The organism is Streptantibioticus silvisoli, from assembly GCF_027947535.2.
GTDB lineage: Bacteria > Actinomycetota > Actinomycetes > Streptomycetales > Streptomycetaceae > Streptantibioticus_C > Streptantibioticus_C silvisoli.
This window is the reverse complement of sequence record NZ_JAAGKO020000015.1, coordinates 51,946-71,844: the sequence shown is the minus strand read 5'-3', so window position 1 is coordinate 71,844 and position 19,899 is coordinate 51,946. Positions and strand designations below refer to the sequence as shown.

Below are 19,899 nucleotides of genomic sequence, written 5' to 3'. Positions count from 1 at the left end.
GGCTCTTCGCTCCGGGTCGCGGGTGGGCGGGCGGCGCTAAGGAGGCGGCCGGCGCTACGGAGGCGGCCGGCGCTACGGGCGACGCGGCCGGCGCCACGGAGACGGACCGGCGGCCGGCCGCCCCACGCGAACGCACCGGCGGCCGGCGGCCCTCGCGGCCCGTGGCATGCTGGCAGGCATGACCTCCCCCGCCGGCGCGGACCGCGCCGCCTCGCGCAATCCCGTCGGCGGCCACGTCCCGGTGGCCGGGGGGCTGGCCGCCACCGGACTGGCCTACGCGCGGGAGATCGGCGCGGAGGCCGTGCAGGTCTTCACCGCCAATCCGCGCGGCTGGGCGACCCCGGCCGGCGACCCGGCGCGCGACGAGGCGTTCCGCGCCGGCTGCGCGGAGGGCGCCGGCATCCCGGCGTACGTGCACGCGCCCTACCTGATCAACTTCGGCTCGCACACCCCCGGGACCGTCGACCGCTCGGTGGAGTCGCTGGCCCACTCGCTGCGGCGCGGGCGGGAGATCGGCGCGGCCGGGGTGGTGGTGCACACCGGTTCCGCGACCGGCGGACGCGAGCGCGCGGTCGCGCTGGCGCAGGTCCGCGACCGGCTGCTGCCGCTGCTGGCCGGCCTGACCCGTGACGACGACCCGTGGCTGCTGCTGGAGCCGACCGCCGGGCAGGGCTCGTCGCTCTGCTCCCTGGTGGCGGACCTCGGCCCGTACTTCGACGCGCTGGACCACCACCCGCGCCTCGGCGTCTGCCTCGACACCTGCCACGCGTTCGCGGCCGGCCACGACCTCGCGGCGGACGGCGGCACCGGGGCGACCCTGGACGAACTCGTCAAGACCTGCGGCGAGGGCCGGCTGCGCCTCATCCACGCCAACGACTCCAAGGACGTCGTCGGCGCCCACAAGGACCGGCACGAGAACGTGGGCGCCGGCCACATCGGCACCGGCGGCTTCGCCGCGCTGTTCACCCACCCGGCGACCGAGGGCGTACCGCTGATCATCGAGACACCGGGCCCGAAGCAGCAGCACGCCGCGGACATCGCCCGGCTGAAGTCGCTACGGGTCTGAAGTCGCTGTGGGCCCGAGGGTGCTGCGGGCCTGCGGGCCCGAGGGTGCTGCGAGCCTGCGGGTGCTGCGGGCCTGAAGGCACTGCGGGCCTGCGGGTGCTCGGGTCTCGGGGCACCCGGGTCTGACGGCGCTGCGGGCCTGAGGGCGCTCGGGGCGGACCGGTTCGGGCGTTCCGGGGCAGGAGACGCGCGTCAGGCGGTCGACGTCACGCGGTCCGCGTCAGACGGTTGACGTCACGCGGTCCGCGTCAGACGGTTGACGTCACGCGGTGCACGCCAGAAGGTCGCGCGCTCGCGGGGCCGCATACCGTCGATTACGCGCCGTGGGGCTGCGTACCGTGCGAACGCCTCGCCGCGGGCCCTCGTGCCGTACCGTCCACCGGCCGTCACAGTTCGGGGCCGTCGCCCGGTTCCTCCTGGTAGGAGTAGCGCTGTTCGCGCCAGGGGTCGCCGAGGTTGTGGTAGCCGCGTTCCTCCCAGAAGCCGCGGCGGTCGGCGAGCATGTACTCCACCCCGCGCATCCACTTGGGCCCCTTCCACGCGTACAGCCCCGGGACGACGAGCCGGACCGGGAAGCCGTGCTCGGCGGTGAGGGGCTCGCCGCCGCGGTGGGTGGCCAGCAGCGAGTCGGCGCGGGCGAAGTCGGCGAGCCGGAGGTTGGCGCTGTAGCCGTACTCGGCCCACACCATGACGTGCGTGACGCCCCGGGCCGGCGGTACGAGGTCGAGCAGCGTCGCGGCCGACACGCCCGTCCACTCCACGTCCCGCATGGAGAACTTCGTCACGCAGTGCAGGTCCGCGGTGACCGTGCTGAGCGGCAGCGCGGAGAACTCCTCGTGGTTCCACGCGTGCTTCGCGCCGTCGGCCGTGGCGCCGAAGACCTGGAACTCCCACCGGTCGGGTTTGAAGCGGGGTACGGGTCCGTAGTGCAGGACCGGCCAGCCGCGCTGGGTGCGCTGCCCGGGCGGCAACCCACCGTCGCGGCGTTCCGGCTCACCCATGCCCCTATGGTGACAGACCGGTCCGGATGGTTCCGCGCGGGCCCGCCGCCCGATGGAACAACGCGGGGCACATGGCGTGAACGCGTACTTACTGGATAGGCCTCACCGTGGGTGCGAGGACGCGCCCAGCGAGAAGGGCGTGTCCGTGGGATCCCGGTGTCGCAAGCCCGCCGCCGGTCCCGCGGGTCCGCCCCGGCCCCCACGGAAGGACGCGGCGCATGCAGGGCGACCCCGAGGTCATCGAGTTCCTCAACGAGCAGCTGACGGCGGAACTCACCGCGATCAACCAGTACTTCCTGCACGCGAAGATGCAGGAGAACTTCGGCTGGACGAAGCTGGCGAAATACACCCGCTCCGAGTCCTTCGACGAGATGCGGCACGCGGAGCTGATCACCGACCGCATCCTGTTCCTGGAGGGCCTGCCGAACTACCAGCGGCTCTTCCACGTGCGGGTCGGCCAGACGGTGACAGAGATGTTCGAGGCCGACAAGCAGGTGGAGGTCGAGGCGATCGACCGGCTGCGGCGCGGGATCGACGTGATGCGGGCGAAGAACGACGTCACGTCGGCCAACATCTTCGAGGCCATCCTCGCCGACGAGGAGCACCACATCGACTACCTGGAGACGCAGCTCGACCTGGTCGCGCGCCTGGGTGAGCCGCTGTACATCGCCCAGATCATCGAACAGCCCGGCACCGAGGACTGACCTGCGACGCCACGGCGGCGGCACGACGCCGGTACGACCGCTGACGCCGGTGGTGACGCCGCGGTGGCGCCGTGGTGGCGCTCTGCCGGCGGGGTGGTCCCGCGACGGGTTCGCGGCGGGTTCGCGACAGCTGCGCGACGGGTCAGGCGGCGCGGGCGACGTCCGGCTCCGCGGGTGCCGCGTGCACCGGGCAGGGGACGGCGGCCGGGGCGGTGACGGGCACCGGGGTGGCTGCGGACGCGAGGGCCGTGGCGGGCACGGGAGCCGCAGCAGACACGGGGGCCGTGGCGGGCACGGGCGCCGTGGCGGGCACGGGGGTGGCGGCGCGGCCGAGCAGGGCCTGGATGCGCTTGACGCAGCCGCCGCAGTCCGTGCCGGCCCGGCAGGCGCCGGCGATGGCCCGCGGCGTGCGCCGGCCGTCGTCCGCGTGCCGCATCACCTGCGCCTCGGTGATACCGAAGCAGGAACAGACGTACACGCGGGTTCTCCCCTCGGCGGGTGGCCGATCAGGTTGGCAAGGCTTACCTTCATGAGGCTTGCCTTACCTTACCCACGCCAACGGGAATACCGAAAGCGGGAAGGGGCGGGGATCGATGTGATCCCCGCCCCTTCCCGCGCTGTGCCGCAGCTGTGCGGTGCCGTACTGGGCCGGGCAGCCGGGCCGGGCCGTGCGACGGGTGCGCCTACTGCTCCCGGTACATCTCCGCCACCAGGAACGCCAGGTCCAGCGACTGGCTGCGGTTGAGCCGCGGGTCGCAGGCGGTCTCGTAACGCTGGTGCAGGTCGTCGACGAAGATCTCGTCACCGCCGCCGACGCACTCGGTGACGTCGTCACCGGTCAGCTCGACGTGGATGCCGCCGGGATGCGTGCCGATGGCCTTGTGGACCTCGAAGAAGCCCTTGACCTCGTCCAGCACGTCGTCGAAGCGCCGCGTCTTGTGGCCGGAGGCCGCCTCGAAGGTGTTGCCGTGCATCGGGTCGCAGACCCACGCCACCTGGGCCCCGGAGGCGGTGACCTTCTCCACCAGCTCGGGCAGGTGGTCGCGGACCCGGTCCGCGCCCATGCGCGTGATGAACGTCAGACGGCCGGCCTCACGGTCCGGGTCCAGCCGCTCGATCAGCGTGAGCGCGTCCTCCGCGGTGGTCGTCGGGCCGAGCTTGACCCCGATGGGGTTGCGGATACGCGACGCGAACTCCACGTGCGCGCCGTCCAGTTGGCGGGTGCGCTCGCCGATCCACACCATGTGGCCGGAGACGTCGTACAGCTGCCCGGTGCGCGAGTCGACCCGGGTCAGCGACGACTCGTAGTCCAGCACGAGCGCCTCGTGGGAGGAGAAGAACTCCACCGTGCGGAACTCGGCCGGGTCGGTTCCGCAGGCCTCCATGAAGTTCAGCGCGCTGTCGATCTCGCGGGCCAGCGCCTCATAGCGCTGACCGGACGGCGAGGACTTCACGAAATCCTGGTTCCAGGCGTGCACCTGCCGCAGGTCGGCGTACCCGCCGGTGGTGAAGGCACGCACCAGGTTCAGCGTGGCGGACGACGCGTGGTACATCCGCTTGAGCCGCTCCGGGTCCGGGCGGCGGGCCTCGGGGGTGAACTCGAAACCGTTGACGCTGTCGCCCCGGTAGGTGGGCAGCGTCACACCGTCGCGGGTCTCGGTGGGCTTCGAGCGCGGCTTGGAGTACTGGCCGGCGATCCGGCCGACCTTGACCACCGGCACCGACGCCGCGTACGTGAGGACCGCGCCCATCTGGAGCAGGGTCTTCAGCTTGTTGCGGATCTGGTCGGCGGAGACCGCGTCGAACGCCTCCGCGCAGTCGCCGCCCTGGAGCAGGAATGCCTCACCGCGCGCCACCGAGGCCATCCTGGCCCGCAACTGGTCGCACTCCCCGGCGAACACCAGCGGCGGATACGACTCCAGCTCCGCGACGACGTCACGCAGAGCCTGCGAGTCGGGCCACTCGGGCTGCTGCGCCGCGGGCAGGTCACGCCAGGTGTTTCCCCCGGCAACGGTTTCAGCGTTCACGGTCACGACCCCACCCTACGGGTCACACGGACGCCTTACCGGCACGTTCGGAGAATGAGACGCTTTCGCCCCTCCCCGCCCCGGGCGCCCCGGCAGCCGCACGGCCGGTGGCGGCGGTGAGCGGGTGCTTCCTGGTGACCGACCTCACGCTCGCGCGGGTGATCGGTCCGCCGGCACGCAGGCACGCAGGCACGCAGGCACGCAGGCACGCAGGCACGCTGTACGCGACCCCGGTGATCATCGACCCGTCGACGTCGAGGTTCCGGGCATCGGCCCGGAAGCCCCGGCCCGGCTCCGGCGCATGAGGTCGGCACCGTCCGCCATGGCTCCGGCACGGCCCCGGCACGGCCCCGGCGACGTCGGTCTGCGGCGCCGGAGCCGACCTTCCGAGGCGCCGTCCGGGCGGCGACCGTCGTCGGCAGGGTGGGCGCGGTCCTCCTTCCCCTACCACCGGGCACCAACTCCCGCCTGCGCAAAGGTGATCGGCGGCGTCAAGCGGTGGAGGCCGGTCCGCTTGTTAGCCTCGACGCATGCACCACCTGACGCCTTCCGCCGCCGACGGCCCGCCTCCCGTCGAGCCGCCACGGCGGTTGCGCGCCGACGCGGCGGTGAACCGCGGGCGGATCGTGGGAATCGCCCGGGCCGTCTTCGCGGCGGAGGGCACCGCCGTGCCGATGGCGGAGATCGCGCGCCGGGCGGGCGTCGGACTGGCCACCGCCTTCCGGCACTTCGCGACGCCCGAGGACCTGCTCACCGAGGTGATCGCCGGACGGGTGACCGCCTGCGTCGCGGCGGTGACGGCGGCACTGGAGGACCCCGACGCGGGGCACGCGTTCCGCACCACCGTGGAAGGGCTCTGCGAACGCCAGGCGGACGACCGGGGCCTGGCGCCGGCCCTGCTGTCCACGTTCCTCGACGGCGACCGCTTCCCGGCCGAACGCGGCTCCTTCGAGCGCGCGTTCACCACCCTGACCGAACGGGCCCACCACACCGGCGGGTTGAGCACCGACTTCCACTACGCCGACCTGCTCGTACTCCTCAAGGCCAACGCGGGCGTGATCACCCTGACCCCCGCCGACCCCGGCGCGGCCCGCCAGGCGTCCCGGCGACTGGTGGCCTGCGTACTGCGATCGTTCGGCACCGAGGACGCCACGACGGCGCAAGGCTGACCCCGCCAGGCTCAACTCCCCCGCACCGGCGAGGCCTTCGCCTCCACTGCCTCCAGGGGTGCGGCGACGGCGGCCACCCGGCGGATCGCTGACGCGGTCGGCACCGGAGTCGCGGGCGTGGGCCCTACGGCGGTGAACGGCGGTCTCCTCGTCGGGGCGTGCTCGCGGTCGAGGCGTTTCCCCAGGTGAGCGGCATGACATGGGGGTGGTCGCGCACGTGGTCGCAGATGAGTGCGCGTAGCCCGGCAGGTCCTCGGAGCGAATCGGCGGCGAAGGGCACGAGTGGGCCACCATGCCGAGGCGGTCGGCCAGGAGCTCTTCGTCGGTTCCACCCTTTGAATCGACATAGAGATAGATGACCCTCCCGGCCGCCCTGTCCGCCCGTACTCGACGGACTCGGCGCGGGCGAGGCGGCCGGGCAGGCAGCGTGGGCGGCGCCCAGCAGTCGCATCCTGGTCGCGGCGGGGTCGCGGCGCGGAGGCGTAAGGCTCTCACGGAGAGCGAACGAGGCTGAGCAAGGTCCGGCTCGGCCACGGCCTACCGCGTGGCTCCGGTCGTCGCAGCGTGCCGACACGGCCCTGAACCGCGTCGATCAGGTACCCGCCGATCAGGCTCAACCACCTCGGCCCCGCAGACGACCCCTCCGCGTCACCGCCGTTCAACGCAGAGGGTGAGGAGCAGCCCGGAGCCTGGACGTCATGGCCGCGACCGATGCCGGATACAACGTCAGCCGGCCGGCCTGGATCCCGCAGAATCTGACGGTCGGGTGGTTCATCCGCGCCGACCGCGTGACGTGGTTACCGAAGCCGCCACGGCCCCATGCCCCAGAGCAGTCGGCTGTGCCAGCACGGTCCGGAGTTCCGCTTCACCCGGCCGCAGACGTGGCCCGGACCGGCGGTCTCCACCCGCACGACCACGGCGAACTTACGGCCAAGCCATGGCGTCGGTACGGGACCAGATCCATCGGAGACCGACGCACCAAGCCGCCCGCCTTGCCCCTGAAGGCAACTCCCGCTGATCGGGGGCAGAGTGGTCGGTCGAGCCGCCCCTGACCTGGACGAGGCGGCTGCGGAAAGCCGGAAGCGGCCGATCACTGAACTGGGCCCACGAGGCACAAAACCCCGCGGGCCGTTCCTCGGCGACCGCCTGGCACGAGGAACAGGATCAAGACCAGGCACCGGGCTGAACCGCCCCGAAGCGCAACCTCCCCCCAGCAAATCGTTGACTGGTCGTTGCTGGAGTCAACGTTCTCCACCGAACCACATCGTTGTCGAAGTCAACAACCAGTCAACGGTTTCCCCACCACAAACACCTCTCCCCCGCCCCGTGCGGCCCGGGAATCCACACCGGCACCCCGGCTCCCATGGCGCGCGGGCGCACGGGACGGCAGGCTGGGGACATGGACGCCGCCGAACAACTCCGCGTGGTGATAGAACCGCCCACTCCGGGCGGCGGCCGGCGCGTACGCGTCGGCCGCGAGATCCTCGGCCTCGCGCACGGACCGGCCGACGTGCTGGAGTTCTGCCGCCGCACCGGCCTCGATCCCGACGCCATCGACCTGACGGGCGACCTGTTCGTCTGGCACGGCGGCGGCCCCGAGGTATGGCCCGGCGAAACGAGCTGACCCCCGAGCGCTCCCGCCCGCCCAGGGCGTCGGGACGGCGAGCGTGGGAGGCGTAGGCGAGACGTACGTGGAGCGCGCGGGCGCGGGCGTGGAGGTTGGCATCCTCGACGGCCAGGTCGGCACGGGTCAGGCCGCCCGAGCGGATGCGCCGTGCAGCAGCGGAGCCGGGGGACGTGCCGATTCCCCACGCCCGGAGCACCGGATGAACGGCGATCCGCCACGGACCCGGCACCCGGGGTGACGCCTCAGTCCACCCCGCCCTGCACACGCGAACACCACGCGAAGATCACCCGCCCCTGCCCGTGACCGGTTCCGGCGCCGGAACCGCATCTGCGGAACGTGGTCGACCACCGCCTACGCAGACGCGACAAAATCCGGCGCTCGGGCTCCGCAGGACCGGTTGGGCCGCAGCACCGGGGGAATCTCCCTGAAGGACAACCCTCAGCCGGATGCGTACTGCGGGAAGGTCACGCCGATGAACCGCTCCAGCCCCACCAGTTCACCCTTCGGGTCATCCTCGGCAACCGCCACGCCGCCCCCGGCAGCAACCGCCTCGTCCTGGGCAACCGCAACGCCCCGGCCGCCAGCCACCGCATCACCATCGGTCGCCGTCCCACCTCGGTCGGGCGCAGCGTCACAGCCGGCAGCCGCTGCATCGCCGCTGCCGGTCGCTGCGCCGCGACCGGCGTCCTCCGAATCAACGCCGCCGTCCCTTTCCGCGCCACGGCCTACACCCTCCGTGCCGCCGGCGGCCGAGTTCCGCGTCCACGGAGAGGCGATGCGCACGGTCACCCTCCGGGTGGGCGAACTCGCGCGATGGCCGAGCCACCGGGCCGAGGTGACGTTCTCCTGCCTGACCAGCGGCGCGCAGCACCACGTGTTCACCGGGCCGCTGCTGCGGGACGTGCTCACCACGTTCTGCCCCGGCGTCCGAACCGCACGGCGCAAGGAGCGGTCGCGCCTGCTCGTCGCCGTCACCGGTCGCGACTGTCATCAGGCGGTGGTGGCCTGGGCGGAGACCGACCCCGAGTTCGGCAACGCCCCCATCCTGCTGGCCGCGACGTTGGACGGGCGCTCGCTCGAATCCGGCGGCTGCCAACTCGTCGTTCCCGGCGACGCGTGCGGCGCCCGGTACGTCAGTTCCGTCACCGGCATCTGGATCGGCGCCCACGCGTTCGCCGGACCGACGCGGGACCCTCGTGACACCGCCACCGGGGATGAACCGCCCGCGGGTCCGGCCTGGCCTGCGCGCAGCGGGAGTTGACGCGGCGGGCTCAACGCCATCGGGCCGACGCAGGGCGGACCGGCGGCAGCTGGACCGCTCCCGGTCGGACCGGCGCAGACAGGTTCCGGCGCAGGCGGACCGCGCAGGCAGACCGGTGCAGGCAGGTTCCGGCGGAGGCAGGTTCCGGCGGAGGGTGAATTGGCGCAGGGTGAATCAGGCAGGTGGGCTCGGCACAGGGTGGGCTGGTGCGAGCGGGTTCGGCACGGGGCGGAGTGGCGGCAGGACGAATCGGCCCGGCGGGCTCGCCGCAGGGTGAATTGCCGCAAGCGGGTTCGGCGGAGTGGGTCGGAACTGGCGGGTTCCGTGCGGGCGGGCCAGCGCAGGCGGGTTCCGTGCGGATGGACCGGCGCTGGGCAGCGCGGTTCAAGGCGGGACGGGGCTGAGCGCAGCAGGGGGGTGCGCGACTGAGCGGCGTCGGGCGAATCGACGCATGACGACCGTGCGGGCTCAGCAGTGCACGATGATCGCCGCCGGACGGGTCGGGGCCGGGCAGGCCGTGCGAGGCTGCGCGCGACAGACCGGTGCACGGCTGTGCTGTGCGCCGTCGGACTGTTCGCGCGGGCTCGGCAGCGCACGACGGATCACCGCCGGACGGACCGGGGCCCGGCAGACCAGTTCCATCGGCGGGGCTGCTGGCCCGAGCCGGGCGGGGCAGGCCGGGGTGGGTTTGGCCACGCGGGCCGAGGTAGGGCCGCGCACCACAGGCAGTGCACAGCAGGAAGTGCGCGGCTGAGCGGCGTCGGGCGAACGACCCATGGCCATCCACGCGCGCTCGGCGACGCACGGCCCATCACCGCCGCACGGGTCGGGCCTTGGGCTCGTCGACGTGGTTCGTGGCGGTCGGGTCGAGGCGGCTTGGGACAGACAGCCGTGCGCCCCGGCACTCGCGGACGTCGCTCGCGACCGCCTGCGGACGCTCAGTCCAGTGACGGCCAGGCCAGCAGGCGTTCGATCAGGGTGCGGTCGCCCTCGATGCGGAGGCGGTCGAGGGGGGCGCGGCGGTGGAGGGTCAGCAGGAGGTCGCTCGCCGGGGCGTGCACGGTGGTGGTTGGGGTGCCGGCCTGGTCGGCGGTGAGGTCGAGGGACCAGTGCGGGCCCTCGGTGGTGTGGAAGGCGACGCGGGCGGGTTCGTGCGGCCAGGGGCCGGCGGTGCCGTAGGAGACGGTGAAAAATTCCGGCACGCCGTCCAGGGCGACCGCGGCGGGCAGCGGCTGGGGGCGGCCGGCGGCCTCCTGGGCGTCGTAGGCGTGCACCGCCGCCTCCTGCACCTGATGGCGGGCGACCGCGCCGGCGGTGAGCGGTGCGTCGGACTTGCCCCACCACGACCAGCAGCCGCGTTCGGGGCCGACGGTCCGCAACGCGGTGAGCAGCAGGGCGGTCGATTCGGCCGACCACGCGAGGAGTTCGCCCCGCGGGGCGACGTCCCCGACCAGCTCATCGGCGGGCGGCTCGGCACTGGGGCCGGCGGCGACCGCGGCGGCCCAGAAGCGATGCACCTCACCGACGTGCGCCACGAGATCGCGCAGCGACCAGTCGGGGCATGTGGGGACCCGAACGTCGAGGTCGGCGGCACCGGCCACCGCGGCGCGCAGGGCGGCGGACCGTTCGTCGACCAGGGCGAGGCATTCGGTGAAGGCGAGGTTCTGGCGCATGAGCGAGTTCTAGCACCCGGCACTGACAAGGGGGGTTGCCGGCAGCGTCGGAGGCGGGAGGCTGATGTCTCGGCGTGTCGGGCGGGGGCGGCGGTGCCGGGTGGTGAATTCGTTGACTGGTTGTTGCTGGTGTCAACGATTAGGTGGCGCAGGACCGTTGTCGGAGTCAACGACCAGTCAACGGTTTCAGCGAATGGCAACGCCCTCCCGGCCCGACACGCCGCCCCGTGAATCCAGCCCCGCCCCCGGAGGGCCGGACAGCCGATCGCGCTGCACGAGCAAACAGCCAATCTCGCTGCACGAGCAAAAATGCTTTGCCGGGCAGGGCCGCAGCGCACCAGGCTTGGGCGATGGCCGAATCCAGCAGTACGCGTTCCGTCGATGACCTGTTCTCGCACGGGCGGTTGACCGTGATTCCGCGGAAGGAGGCGCGGCGGGAACAGTTGCTGGCGCATCTGGCGGAGACGTTGTTCGAGCGGGGGCGGTCGTACACCGAACCGGAGGTCAACGCGGCGTTGAACACGGTGCATGACGACCATTCGGCGTTGCGGCGGTATCTGGTCACGTCGGGTCGGCTCACCCGCACGCGGGACGGTGGCAGTTACCGCCGCAGCGAGTGAGGCGGCGGAGCGGGGTGGGGGCGGGTGGCGCAGACGGGTGACGTGTCGTCCTGGCCGGCGACGCGGATCGCGGCTGCGGTGCGGGCGCGGGAGGTCTCCGCGCGGGAGGTGGCCGGCGCGGCGCTGGAGCGGGTCGCGGCGGTGGACGGTGAGTTGTGCGCGTTCCGCGAGACGTGGGCGCACGAGGCGTTGCGACGGGCCGGTGAGATCGACGCGTTGACGGCCGGGGGTGGTGCGGGCGGCGGGAACGGCGGTGGGGGCCTGCCGTTGGCGGGGGTGCCGATCGGGGTGAAGGCGAGTGAGGGGCTCGCGTCGTTCCAGAGCCGGCGGCTGGTCGCGGCCGGGTGTGTGCCGGTGGGGGCGACGGCCGTGCCGGACCGGGCCGGCGGCTGGCAGACGTTCGGGCACAACGGGCGGGGGTTGACGGCGAATCCGCTGGGTCGCGGGTGGTCGCCGGGTGGGTCGTCGGCGGGGTCGGCGGCGGCTGTGGCGGCCGGGCTGGTTCCGCTGGCGACGGGCAGTGACGGCGCCGGTTCGGTTCGCGTGCCGGCGGCGTGGTGCGGGGTCACCGGCTTCAAGCCCACCAACGGACTGCTGCCGGCCAGGGACCGTGCGGGTCTCAACACGCCGGGTGCGCTGGTGCGTTGGGCCGGGGACGCGGTCGCGTGGTTCAGCGCGGTCACCGGCGTGGTCGTTCCCCGGCCGCCGGGCCGCTCGCCGTGCCGGGCGGTGTGGTCGGCGACGCTCGGGTTCGCCGGCACCGATGCGGCGGTGGCGGCGGTCGCGCTGGCGGCGTTCCGGCGCTGCGCGGGCGGCGGGCTGCTGCGGCAGGTCGCGGCGGACGTGACGTTGCAGGACCCGGCGCCCGCGTGGACGGCGGCCCGCAAGGGGAACGGCGGCCTCGTGCCGGACGGCAACGGGGAACATCTGCGGCGGCTGTTCGACGGTGTGGGCTGCGGGGGCGCCGACGTGCTCGCGACGCCCACGACGCCGTTTCCGCCGCATGGGCACGACGGTCCGGGTGAACGGATCAGCGTGGCGTTGACCTGGGCGTTCAACCTCACCGGGCATCCGGCGGTGAGCCTGCCGGCCGGTTTCACCCCGGCCGGCGAACCGGTCGGACTCCAGCTGGTCGCCCGCCGCCACGACGACGCGCGGCTCCTGCGGCTGGCGTGCGCGTACCAGGAGTTGACGGCGTAGGGGCCGGGCGGGTCAGGCGGTTTCCGGGTGGCCGCGGTGGCGGGACCACTCCGGGGCGAGGACGGACATCACGGTGGCGTCGACGCGTTCACCGGCGTACAGCAGCGCGTCGCGCAGGACGCCCTCGGCGACGAAGCCGGCCTTCTCGTAGACGCGGCGGGCGCGCGGGTTGAAGGCGTAGACCTCCAGCGAGACGCGGTGCAGGCCGAGGGTGTCGAAGGCGTGGCCGACGATGAGCCGGACGGCGTCGGTGCCGAGGCCGCGGCCGTGGGTGCCGGGGACGAGGAGGATGCGGAAGGAGCAGCTCTCGTTGGCCGGTTCCCACCCGTTGAGCACCGCCTCGCCGACGACGTGTCCGGTGGCCCGCTCGACCACCGCGAGGTCCAGCCGGCCGTCCTGCTCGCCGCGGGTGGCGTACCACGTCCGGATCGCCGACTCGTCCGGGCGGAGGTCGCCGTGGCTGCCGGTCAGCCGGTCGACCTCGGCGTCCCGCAACGCCGGCATCAGCGCGGGCACGTCGGCGACGGTCACCGGCCGCAGCAGCACCAGTTCGCCGGTCAGGGTGGGCTTGCGGCGCCAGTCGGGGGCCGGGGCGCGCCGTTGGCGGTGGTCGGGCATGGCCGCATTGTGTCCGGTGGAACGGCGGACGTCGCCCGCTTTACGGCGGAGGCGGGAAGGCGGGGCGGGGGCCCGGGCGGCTCCGACAGCCCCGGAAGCCGGATCGCCGCGACCACCGGGACCGCCGGGACCGCGTACTGCTGGACCGCGTGGAGCGATGACGGGGGTTCGGCGCGTGGCGGACGCTCGAACGGGTGATCATCGGCGGTATTTCATCCCGACGTTGTGCGGATTCCGCATTTCGAGCGATTTCAGGTGAGTTCGATCGCGGATACCGTGAGGGCGGGGGCGACAAAGTATGACAGAAGGGGCTTCATCATGCGCGTGGGAATGCTGACCGGCGGAGGCGACTGTCCGGGGCTGAACGCGGTTCTGCGGGCAGCGGTGCGCAAGGGCGTCCAGGAGTACGGCCACGACTTCATCGGTTTCCGGGACGGCTGGCGCGGTCCGCTGGAGGGCGACACCAGGGAGCTGGACGTCCCGGCGGTGCGCGGCATCCTGTCGCGCGGCGGCACCATTCTCGGGTCCTCGCGCACCAACCCGCTCAAGGCCGAGAGCGGTGTGCGCCGCATCAAGGAGAATCTGGCGAAGTTCGAGGTCGAGGCGCTGATCGCGATCGGCGGTGAGGACACCCTCGGGGTGGCGGCCACCCTGTCGGCCAGCCACGGCATCCCCTGCGTGGGCGTTCCCAAGACCATCGACAACGACCTGGGGTCCACCGACTACACCTTCGGTTTCGACACCGCGGTCAACATCGCCACCGAGGCGATCGACCGCCTGCACACCACCGCCGAGTCCCACATGCGGGTCCTGGTCATCGAGGTGATGGGCCGGCACGCCGGCTGGATCGCGCTGCACTCGGGCCTGGCCGGCGGCGCCAACGTCATCCTCATCCCGGAGCAGCGCTTCGACATCGACCAGGTGTGCGGGTGGGTCGAGAGCCGGTTCAGGACCGGGACGGCGCCGGTCGTGGTGGTCGCCGAGGGCGCGATGCCGAAGGAGGGCGACATGGTGGTGAAGAACGACGAGGTCGACTCGTTCGGCCACGTGCGGCTGTCCGGCATCGGCGACCGGCTCGCGCAGGAGATCGAGCAGCGCACCGGCAAGGAGGCCCGTACGACCGTCCTCGGCCACGTCCAGCGCGGCGGCACCCCCTCCGCCTTCGACCGCTGGCTCGCCACCCGCTTCGGCCTGCACGCGATCGACGCGGTCAACGAGGGCGACTACGGCAAGATGGTCGCCCTCCAGGGCACCGGCATCGTCCGCGTCCCGCTCACCGAGGCCACCGCGCAACTGAAGACGGTCGACCCGGCGCTCTACGCGGAGGCCGGCGTCTTCTTCGGCTGACGGGTCCTCGGCCGGCCCCCTCTCCGGCCGGCGGTGGTGGCCCCCGCCTCCCCGTCAGGCCACCGCCCCTTCAGGCCACCGCCGCGTCAGGCCACCGCCCCCTCAGGCCAACAGCCCGGCCAGCACCGCCCGTTCCACCGGTGTCGGATCGGTGCCGGTGAGGTCGAGGACGCCCGTGGGGTCCAGTGGGGGCTGGGCCATGAAGCGGGGGACGCGGCCGCGGTGCGGCTGGGCGGCGTGCACGAGGAAGGGGTGGCAGAGGTAGACGTCGCCGGCGGCACCGGTGACCAGCGCCTCGGGGCGGGCGGCGCTGGCCGGTACCGCGTCGCGGCACAGCGCCATCCAGTCACGGCCCCCGGTGCCCGCGGCGGCCAGCAGCGGGGGAACGTCGAGGTGCGAGCCGGCCCGGACCCGGGTGGGCGCGTCGTCGGGGCCGACGTCGGAGAAGAGGAACAGCATCAGCAGCGCCCGGCCGCGGGACTCCAGGTTGACGCGGCGCTCACCGGCCGGACCGGCGAAGCTGGCCTCCACGTGCCAGCCGTCGTCGCCGGGCGGGGTGTCGCTGGGGAACCGCACCGGGAAGGTGCCGAGCCCGGTGCGCGGGATCCACCGGCCGGGGCCGACGAGCTGGTCGAACGCCTCGTGCAGGACGGGGGTGTTGGCGGCGGCGCGGAACGGCTCGGTGCCGAAGCCGTCGAGCCGGATCACCGGCCGGGTCCAGGTGGCGGGGTCGTGCGGGTCGCAGCCGGTCGCCCGCCACAGCTCGGCCCGCCCGGCGTCGGCCACCGCGCGGGAGAAGGCGCCGGGCACGCGGACGAAGCCCTGTTCGACGAACGATTCGATGTCCTGGCCGGTCAGCACCGTTGAGCGTCCTTGCCGTGGAGACGGGTGGGGGTGGGCCCAGCAGTGTCACGCGGGGGCGCGGGCGGCGGCAACGGGTTTTCGCGCTGGCGGCGGCGCTGGCGGCGGCCGGATCAGGCGTCGTCCAGGCCGCGTTCGATGGCGTAGCGGACGAGTTCGACGCGGTTGTGCAACTGGAGCTTGCCCAGGGTGTTCTGCACGTGGTTCTGCACGGTGCGGTGGGAGATCACCAGGCGTTCGGCGATCTGCTTGTAGCTCAGGCCCTTGGCGACCAGCCGCAGGACCTCGGTCTCGCGGTCGGTCAGCCGGGGGAAGCCGGGGACGCCGGGGTGGCCGGGGAGGCCGGGGGCTGCGGCGGCGGGGGCGGGTCCGGCGGCCAGCCGGCGGTACTCGCCCAGGACCAGGCCGGCCAGGCCCGGGGTGAAGACGGCGTCGCCGGCGGCGGTACGGCGGACCGCCTCCAGCAGTTCCTCGCGGCCGGCCGACTTCAGCAGGTAGCCGGTGGCGCCGGACTTCACCGCCTCCAGGACGTCCTCGTGCTCGCCGCTGGCGGACAGCACCAGGACCCGCAACGAGGCGTCGGCGCCGACGAGTTGCTTGCAGACCTCGACACCGGGCAGGCCGGGCAGGTTGAGGTCGAGCACCAGCACGGCGGGCCGGGCGGCGCGGGCGCGGCGGACCGCCTCGGGGCCGTCGCCGGCGGTGGCGACCACGTGGTAGCCGGCCTCGGCCAGGTCGCGGGCGACCGCGTCCCGCCACATCGGGTGGTCGTCGACCACCATCACCGTCACGGCGTCGGTCATCGGGTCCTCCCCCTGCCGGGTCGGGCGCGCGGGACGCGCAGTTCGACCTCGGCGCCCTGGCCGGGGACGCAGAGGAGTTCGGCGGTGCCGCCCAGGTCGGTCAGCCGGCCGCGGATGGACTGGGCCACGCCGAGGCGGCCCTCGCGTTCCGCGGCGTCCAGCCGGTCCTTCGCGATGCCGGGGCCGTCGTCGCGGACGGTGACCAGGACCGCGTCGCCCTCGTCCTCGACCAGGATCCAGGCGTGCGCGTCCGGCCCGGCGTGCCGGCGGGTGTTGTCGAGCGCGGCGCCGACGGCGGCGGCGAGTTCGGTGGCGGCGTGGGCCGGCAGGACGACCGGTTCGGCCGGGGCGGAGAGGGTGACGCGGTTGCCGGCGCGGGGGGCGAGCAGCGCCTTCAGGTCGGCGGGGGCGTCGGGCGCGCGGTGCGGGCCGTCCGGCGGCAGCAGGGTCGACTCACCGCCGGCGAGGGCGAGTCGACCGTTGCGTTGCGGTGGCACGCCGAGCATCAGCGACCGCAGGGCGGACTCCTGTTCACCGGCGAGGCGGCCCAGCTCGGCCGCCTCGCCGCCGAGCTCGCCGCCGCGGCGCTGCACCATGGCGAGCACCTGAAGGACGCTGTCGTGGATGTCGCGGGCGAGCCGTTCGCGTTCGTGGGTGGCGGCCTCGATCTGCAGGGCGCGGGTCAGGGCGCGTTCGCTGCTGCGGGCCACCTCGACGACGTAGCCGATGCCGGTGCCGACGAAGAACAGCAGCACGATGCTGTGGGCGTTGCCCTGGGTGAGGCGGCCGCGTTCCACGATGTTGGACACGCCGATGATCGCCGAGGCGGGTGCGGCCCAGCGCCAGCCGCCCTTGATGGCGAAGGCCAGCACCGGGCCGGCCGCCCAGATGCCCGGCAGGGTGGACTGGCCGGCGACGATCGCGGGGTGGCTCTCGACGGTCATGGTCAGCAGGATGCCCGCCAGGCCGGCGGCGAGGTCGGCGCCGAGGAAGGTGCGGGTGCAGCGGCGCGCCGAGCTGACCTGGCCGGTGGTGGCGAACGTCCACACGGTGAGGAGGCCGAGGTAGGTCCAGGCGGTGGCGGGGTGGACGTACAGCTGGCGGTCGTAGGAGAAGCGCGCGACGACGTAGAGCAGCGCCAGCACGCGGAACGCGGCGAGCGCCCGCCACAGCGGCCGTTCCACCGAGACCTGGGAGAGCGCGTCGCCGTCCGGCCGGTCCGGTCCGCGCGTCCCCCCGCTCCCCCCGGAACGCATCAGCTGCTCGGACCCCCACCGGACCGGCCGGGGTCGGAGGCGGAGCCGGAGCCGGTCGTCCCGGGATCGGGGTCGGGGTCGGAGCCTGTCGCGCCGGGGGCGGCCTCGGCGGAGGGGGCGGCCCCGGAGGGGTCAGCTGCGGAGGAGTCGGCCCCGGAGGAGCCGGCCCCGGCGGAGGAGTCCGCGGAAGAGCCCGCGCCGGTGCCCCGTGCGGCGGCGGCCTCCGCCTGGCGGGCCGCGGCGTCGGCGGCCTTTTTCGCCTCGGCGATCTGCCGCTTGGCGGCGGTCGCGTAGATGTCGACGTACTCCTGGCCGGACAGCTTCATGATCTCGTACATCACCTCGTCGGTGATCGAGCGCAGGATGAAGCGGTCGTGTTCCATGCCGTGATAACGACTGAAATCCAGCGGTTTGCCGATGCGGATGCCGGGCCGCATGAGCTTGGGCATCACCTGGCCGGGCGGCTGGATCTTCTCGGTGTCGATCATGGCGACCGGGATGACCGGCGCGCCGGAGCCGAGCGCGACCCGGGCCAGGCCGCCCGGCTTGCCGCGGTAGAGCCGGCCGTCGGGCGACCGGGTGCCCTCGGGGTAGATGCCGAACAGCTCGCCGCGGGCCAGCACGTCGATGCCGGCCTTGATGGCCGCCTCGCCCGCGCCGCGCGCGCCGGAGCGGTCCACCGGGACCTGGCCGACGCCCTTGAAGAACGCGGCCGTCAGCTTCCCCTTGACCCCGGGGGAGGTGAAATATTCCGCCTTGGCGATGAAGGTGACCTTGCGGTCCAGCATCGAGGGGAGGAAGAAGGAGTCCGAGAAGGACAGGTGGTTGCTCGCCAGGATCGCCGGACCGTCCTGGGGGATGTTCTCGATCCCCTCCACCCAGGGACGGAAGGCCAGCCGAAGCGACCTTCCCAGCGACTGCTTCATCACGCCGTAGAACAACCCAGGACCTCCCGTTGGCGACGGCACGACAATATCCCGCCGGGGGCCGGTTCACCGCGTGCGGTCCGCGACGCGATCGGCCTACCAACGGCACGCCGGTCCGCGTACTGTGAAATACCTGTCCGCCGCGAGGCGTTTGTCCAGTACCGAAGCCCGGAAACCCGCGGCGCAGCCGTGGCTCGCCGGGCCCCGCCCGCTGATGAGGAGACCCACGGTGCCGCTGCTGCCCGGAGCCGAGCCGTACCGCCATGAGGGCGGGGAGGTCGGCGTCCTGCTGTGCCACGGTTTCACCGGTTCACCGCAGTCGGTGCGCCCGTGGGGCGAGTACCTCGCCGAGCGGGGCGCGACCGTGTCGGTACCGCTGCTGCCCGGCCACGGCACCCGCTGGCAGGACCTGCAGATCACCGGCTGGCAGGACTGGTACGCCGAGGTGGACCGCGAGTTCCGCGACCTGTCGCGGCGGTGTTCGCGGGTGTTCGTCTGCGGCCTGTCGATGGGCGGCGGCCTGGCGCTGCGACTGGCGGCCCAACACGGCGACGCGGTGGCCGGCGTGGCGGTGGTCAACCCGTCGGTGAAGGCGGACAGCGCGCAGGTGAAGGCGGTTCCGGTGCTGCGGCACCTGGTGCCGTCGGTCAAGGGCATCGCCGACGACATCGCCAAGGAGGGCTCGCACGAGCTGGGCTACGACCGCACGCCGCTGCACGCGGTGCACGCGCTGACCGGGCTGTGGAAGACCGTGCAGGCCGAACTGCCGCTCGTGCGGCAGCCGTTGCTGTTGTTCAACAGCCGCAACGACCACGTGGTGGCCCCGGCCAACACCGCGATGGTGCTGGCCCGGGTGGGCTCGACCGACGTCACGCACCGCGTGCTGGAACGCAGTTTCCACGTGGCCACGCTGGACTTCGACGCGCCCGAGATCTTCCAGGGCACGCAGGCGTTCGTCGAGCGCCTGTCGTCGGGCGGCGCGGACCGGGCCGGGCAGGACGGGGTGGCCAGTGGCGGAGCGTGAGGAACCGCAGGAGGGCGCGGAGGGCACCGAACCCCCGCAGGACGGCGCCGGGCCGGGTGCCCCGCTGGACGAGGAGGCCGCCTGGGCGCAGATCATCGCCGGCTACGGAACCGAGCCGGACGGCCCCGGCGGCTGGCCGGAGGCGGAGAACCTGCCGCCGGACGAGCCGGTGCCGGACAGCGCGGTCAACCCGGCGGTGAACACCGGTATCCCGGCGATCCCGCGGGCCTTCGTGGTGAAGGCGCCGCCGCTGGGCCCGCGCGACCACGCCGGCTTCGACGACGACGATGACGAGGGGCACTTCGTCCCGCCGGAGCCGCCACCGCTGCCGGAGGCCGACGTCACGACGAAGTTCGCCTGGCTGGCGGTGCTGGGCGGCCCGGCGCTGATGCTGGCGTACGTGCTGACCGGCGTCGAGATGCCGTGGTGGGCGACGGTGGTCGGGGTCGGCGGCTTCCTGGGCGGCTTCGCCACGCTGATCGCCCGCATGCGGGACCCCGACGAGGACGACGACGACCCGCACGGCGGCGCAGTGGTGTGACGATCCCTCTGCGGGGGTGCCGGTTCCTCTGCGGGGGGTTCTTCAGCGGGGGTGACGATCCCTCTGCGGGGGCGGTTTGCTCCGCCGGGGGGGTGACGCTCCCTTAGCGGGGGGCGCTCCGCGGGGGGATTCCTCAGCGGGGCTCGCTCCGCGGGGGGATTCCTCCGCGGGGGTCG

Annotated in this window: 20 protein-coding genes; 10 read left to right on the top strand and 10 right to left on the bottom strand. The window is 73.5% G+C overall.

Annotated elements, in window-relative coordinates; all coding sequences use genetic code 11:
- Positions 1 to 178 precede the first annotated feature (178 nt).
- Positions 179 to 1,066, top strand: a complete 888-nt coding sequence (locus tag POF43_RS12705) for a deoxyribonuclease IV (protein WP_271322900.1) — start codon at positions 179 to 181, stop codon at positions 1,064 to 1,066.
- 385 nt (positions 1,067 to 1,451) lie between these two features.
- Here the strand turns inward: POF43_RS12705 and POF43_RS12700 are convergent, their stop codons facing one another.
- The gene (locus POF43_RS12700; protein WP_271318198.1) at positions 1,452 to 2,066 is read right to left on the bottom strand and encodes a sulfite oxidase-like oxidoreductase; all 615 of its coding nucleotides are present in this window, start codon (positions 2,064 to 2,066) and stop codon (positions 1,452 to 1,454) included.
- A 218-nt stretch (positions 2,067 to 2,284) separates the two neighbouring features.
- Here POF43_RS12700 and bfr point away from each other — a divergent pair, with 218 nt between their 5' ends.
- Complete coding sequence (gene bfr, locus POF43_RS12695; RefSeq protein ID WP_271318197.1) at positions 2,285 to 2,770, top strand: bacterioferritin; 486 nt, start codon at positions 2,285 to 2,287, stop codon at positions 2,768 to 2,770.
- Between the two features lie 142 nt (positions 2,771 to 2,912).
- On the opposite strand, the gene POF43_RS12690 is transcribed toward bfr, so the two are convergent.
- Together POF43_RS12690 and POF43_RS12685 are read right to left on the bottom strand one after the other, a co-directional pair.
- The gene (locus POF43_RS12690) at positions 2,913 to 3,248 is read right to left on the bottom strand and encodes a (2Fe-2S)-binding protein (protein WP_271322899.1); all 336 of its coding nucleotides are present in this window, start codon (positions 3,246 to 3,248) and stop codon (positions 2,913 to 2,915) included.
- A 205-nt stretch (positions 3,249 to 3,453) separates the two neighbouring features.
- Complete coding sequence (locus POF43_RS12685) at positions 3,454 to 4,803, bottom strand: class II 3-deoxy-7-phosphoheptulonate synthase (protein WP_271316412.1); 1,350 nt, start codon at positions 4,801 to 4,803, stop codon at positions 3,454 to 3,456.
- A gap of 524 nt (positions 4,804 to 5,327) precedes the next feature.
- Here POF43_RS12685 and POF43_RS12680 point away from each other — a divergent pair.
- Positions 5,328 to 5,966: a TetR/AcrR family transcriptional regulator gene (locus POF43_RS12680; protein ID WP_271322898.1), complete on the top strand. Its 639-nt coding sequence runs from the start codon at positions 5,328 to 5,330 to the stop codon at positions 5,964 to 5,966.
- A gap of 1,399 nt (positions 5,967 to 7,365) precedes the next feature.
- A complete protein-coding gene (locus POF43_RS12675) occupies positions 7,366 to 7,590 on the top strand; it encodes a hypothetical protein (protein ID WP_271322897.1) in 225 nt (74 codons plus the stop codon).
- A gap of 441 nt (positions 7,591 to 8,031) precedes the next feature.
- On the opposite strand, the gene POF43_RS12670 is transcribed toward POF43_RS12675, so the two are convergent.
- A complete protein-coding gene (locus POF43_RS12670; protein ID WP_271322896.1) occupies positions 8,032 to 8,181 on the bottom strand; it encodes a hypothetical protein in 150 nt (49 codons plus the stop codon).
- Between the two features lie 148 nt (positions 8,182 to 8,329).
- On the opposite strand from POF43_RS12670, the gene POF43_RS12665 reads away from it, so the two are divergent.
- Positions 8,330 to 8,854 (top strand): molybdopterin-dependent oxidoreductase, encoded by a 525-nt coding sequence (locus POF43_RS12665; protein WP_271322895.1) that lies wholly within the window; start codon positions 8,330 to 8,332, stop codon positions 8,852 to 8,854.
- Between the two features lie 938 nt (positions 8,855 to 9,792).
- Here the strand turns inward: POF43_RS12665 and POF43_RS12660 are convergent.
- The gene (locus POF43_RS12660; protein ID WP_271322894.1) at positions 9,793 to 10,527 is read right to left on the bottom strand and encodes a maleylpyruvate isomerase family mycothiol-dependent enzyme; all 735 of its coding nucleotides are present in this window, start codon (positions 10,525 to 10,527) and stop codon (positions 9,793 to 9,795) included.
- 350 nt (positions 10,528 to 10,877) lie between these two features.
- On the opposite strand from POF43_RS12660, the gene POF43_RS12655 reads away from it, so the two are divergent.
- Both POF43_RS12655 and POF43_RS12650 read left to right on the top strand, forming a co-directional pair.
- On the top strand, positions 10,878 to 11,147 hold the full coding sequence (locus POF43_RS12655; RefSeq protein ID WP_271316406.1) for a DUF2087 domain-containing protein: 270 nt from the start codon (positions 10,878 to 10,880) through the stop codon (positions 11,145 to 11,147).
- A 24-nt stretch (positions 11,148 to 11,171) separates the two neighbouring features.
- Positions 11,172 to 12,347, top strand: coding sequence for an amidase family protein (locus POF43_RS12650; protein WP_282704557.1), 1,176 nt, complete (start codon positions 11,172 to 11,174; stop codon positions 12,345 to 12,347).
- A 12-nt stretch (positions 12,348 to 12,359) separates the two neighbouring features.
- On the opposite strand, the gene POF43_RS12645 is transcribed toward POF43_RS12650, so the two are convergent.
- Positions 12,360 to 12,965, bottom strand: coding sequence for a GNAT family N-acetyltransferase (locus POF43_RS12645; RefSeq protein WP_271325560.1), 606 nt, complete (start codon positions 12,963 to 12,965; stop codon positions 12,360 to 12,362).
- A 318-nt stretch (positions 12,966 to 13,283) separates the two neighbouring features.
- Between POF43_RS12645 and POF43_RS12640 the strand changes: the two genes are divergently transcribed.
- Positions 13,284 to 14,312 (top strand): 6-phosphofructokinase, encoded by a 1,029-nt coding sequence (locus POF43_RS12640; protein ID WP_271325561.1) that lies wholly within the window; start codon positions 13,284 to 13,286, stop codon positions 14,310 to 14,312.
- 102 nt (positions 14,313 to 14,414) lie between these two features.
- Here the strand turns inward: POF43_RS12640 and POF43_RS12635 are convergent, their stop codons facing one another.
- The 4 genes from POF43_RS12635 to POF43_RS12620 form a co-directional block, all read right to left on the bottom strand.
- Positions 14,415 to 15,170: a phytanoyl-CoA dioxygenase family protein gene (locus tag POF43_RS12635; RefSeq protein ID WP_303659375.1), complete on the bottom strand. Its 756-nt coding sequence runs from the start codon at positions 15,168 to 15,170 to the stop codon at positions 14,415 to 14,417.
- A gap of 116 nt (positions 15,171 to 15,286) precedes the next feature.
- Entirely contained in the window at positions 15,287 to 15,976 is a 690-nt protein-coding gene (locus tag POF43_RS12630) for a response regulator (RefSeq protein ID WP_282698689.1), read from the bottom strand.
- Complete coding sequence (gene macS, locus POF43_RS12625) at positions 15,973 to 17,232, bottom strand: MacS family sensor histidine kinase (protein WP_271325866.1); 1,260 nt, start codon at positions 17,230 to 17,232, stop codon at positions 15,973 to 15,975. Before macS ends, POF43_RS12630 begins: the two co-directional genes overlap by 4 nt.
- The gene (locus POF43_RS12620) at positions 17,232 to 18,158 is read right to left on the bottom strand and encodes a lysophospholipid acyltransferase family protein (RefSeq protein WP_282704556.1); all 927 of its coding nucleotides are present in this window, start codon (positions 18,156 to 18,158) and stop codon (positions 17,232 to 17,234) included. Before POF43_RS12620 ends, macS begins: the two co-directional genes overlap by 1 nt.
- Positions 18,159 to 18,387: 229 nt before the next feature.
- Here POF43_RS12620 and POF43_RS12615 point away from each other — a divergent pair, with 229 nt between their 5' ends.
- Positions 18,388 to 19,182 carry an alpha/beta hydrolase gene (locus POF43_RS12615; protein WP_271317557.1) on the top strand — a complete coding sequence of 265 codons (795 nt, stop codon included), beginning with the start codon at positions 18,388 to 18,390 and terminating at the stop codon, positions 19,180 to 19,182.
- Entirely contained in the window at positions 19,169 to 19,723 is a 555-nt protein-coding gene (locus POF43_RS12610; RefSeq protein ID WP_271317556.1) for a hypothetical protein, read from the top strand. The genes POF43_RS12615 and POF43_RS12610 overlap by 14 nt, the downstream gene beginning before the upstream one ends.
- Positions 19,724 to 19,899 lie beyond the last annotated feature (176 nt).

Bases quoted from the DNA above. Each gene is read 5' to 3' on its own strand.
- POF43_RS12705 (WP_271322900.1), top strand. From the start codon at position 179: ATGACCTCCCCCGCCGGCGCGGACCGCGCCGCCTCGCGCAATCCCGTC.
- POF43_RS12700 (WP_271318198.1), bottom strand. From the start codon at position 2,066: ATGGGTGAGCCGGAACGCCGCGACGGTGGGTTGCCGCCCGGGCAGCGC.
- bfr (WP_271318197.1), top strand. From the start codon at position 2,285: ATGCAGGGCGACCCCGAGGTCATCGAGTTCCTCAACGAGCAGCTGACG.
- POF43_RS12680 (WP_271322898.1), top strand. From the start codon at position 5,328: ATGCACCACCTGACGCCTTCCGCCGCCGACGGCCCGCCTCCCGTCGAG.
- POF43_RS12675 (WP_271322897.1), top strand. From the start codon at position 7,366: ATGGACGCCGCCGAACAACTCCGCGTGGTGATAGAACCGCCCACTCCG.
- POF43_RS12660 (WP_271322894.1), bottom strand. From the start codon at position 10,527: ATGCGCCAGAACCTCGCCTTCACCGAATGCCTCGCCCTGGTCGACGAA.
- POF43_RS12655 (WP_271316406.1), top strand. From the start codon at position 10,878: ATGGCCGAATCCAGCAGTACGCGTTCCGTCGATGACCTGTTCTCGCAC.
- POF43_RS12645 (WP_271325560.1), bottom strand. From the start codon at position 12,965: ATGCCCGACCACCGCCAACGGCGCGCCCCGGCCCCCGACTGGCGCCGC.
- POF43_RS12640 (WP_271325561.1), top strand. From the start codon at position 13,284: ATGCGCGTGGGAATGCTGACCGGCGGAGGCGACTGTCCGGGGCTGAAC.
- POF43_RS12630 (WP_282698689.1), bottom strand. From the start codon at position 15,976: ATGACCGACGCCGTGACGGTGATGGTGGTCGACGACCACCCGATGTGG.
- macS (WP_271325866.1), bottom strand. From the start codon at position 17,232: ATGCGTTCCGGGGGGAGCGGGGGGACGCGCGGACCGGACCGGCCGGAC.
- POF43_RS12620 (WP_282704556.1), bottom strand. From the start codon at position 18,158: ATGAAGCAGTCGCTGGGAAGGTCGCTTCGGCTGGCCTTCCGTCCCTGG.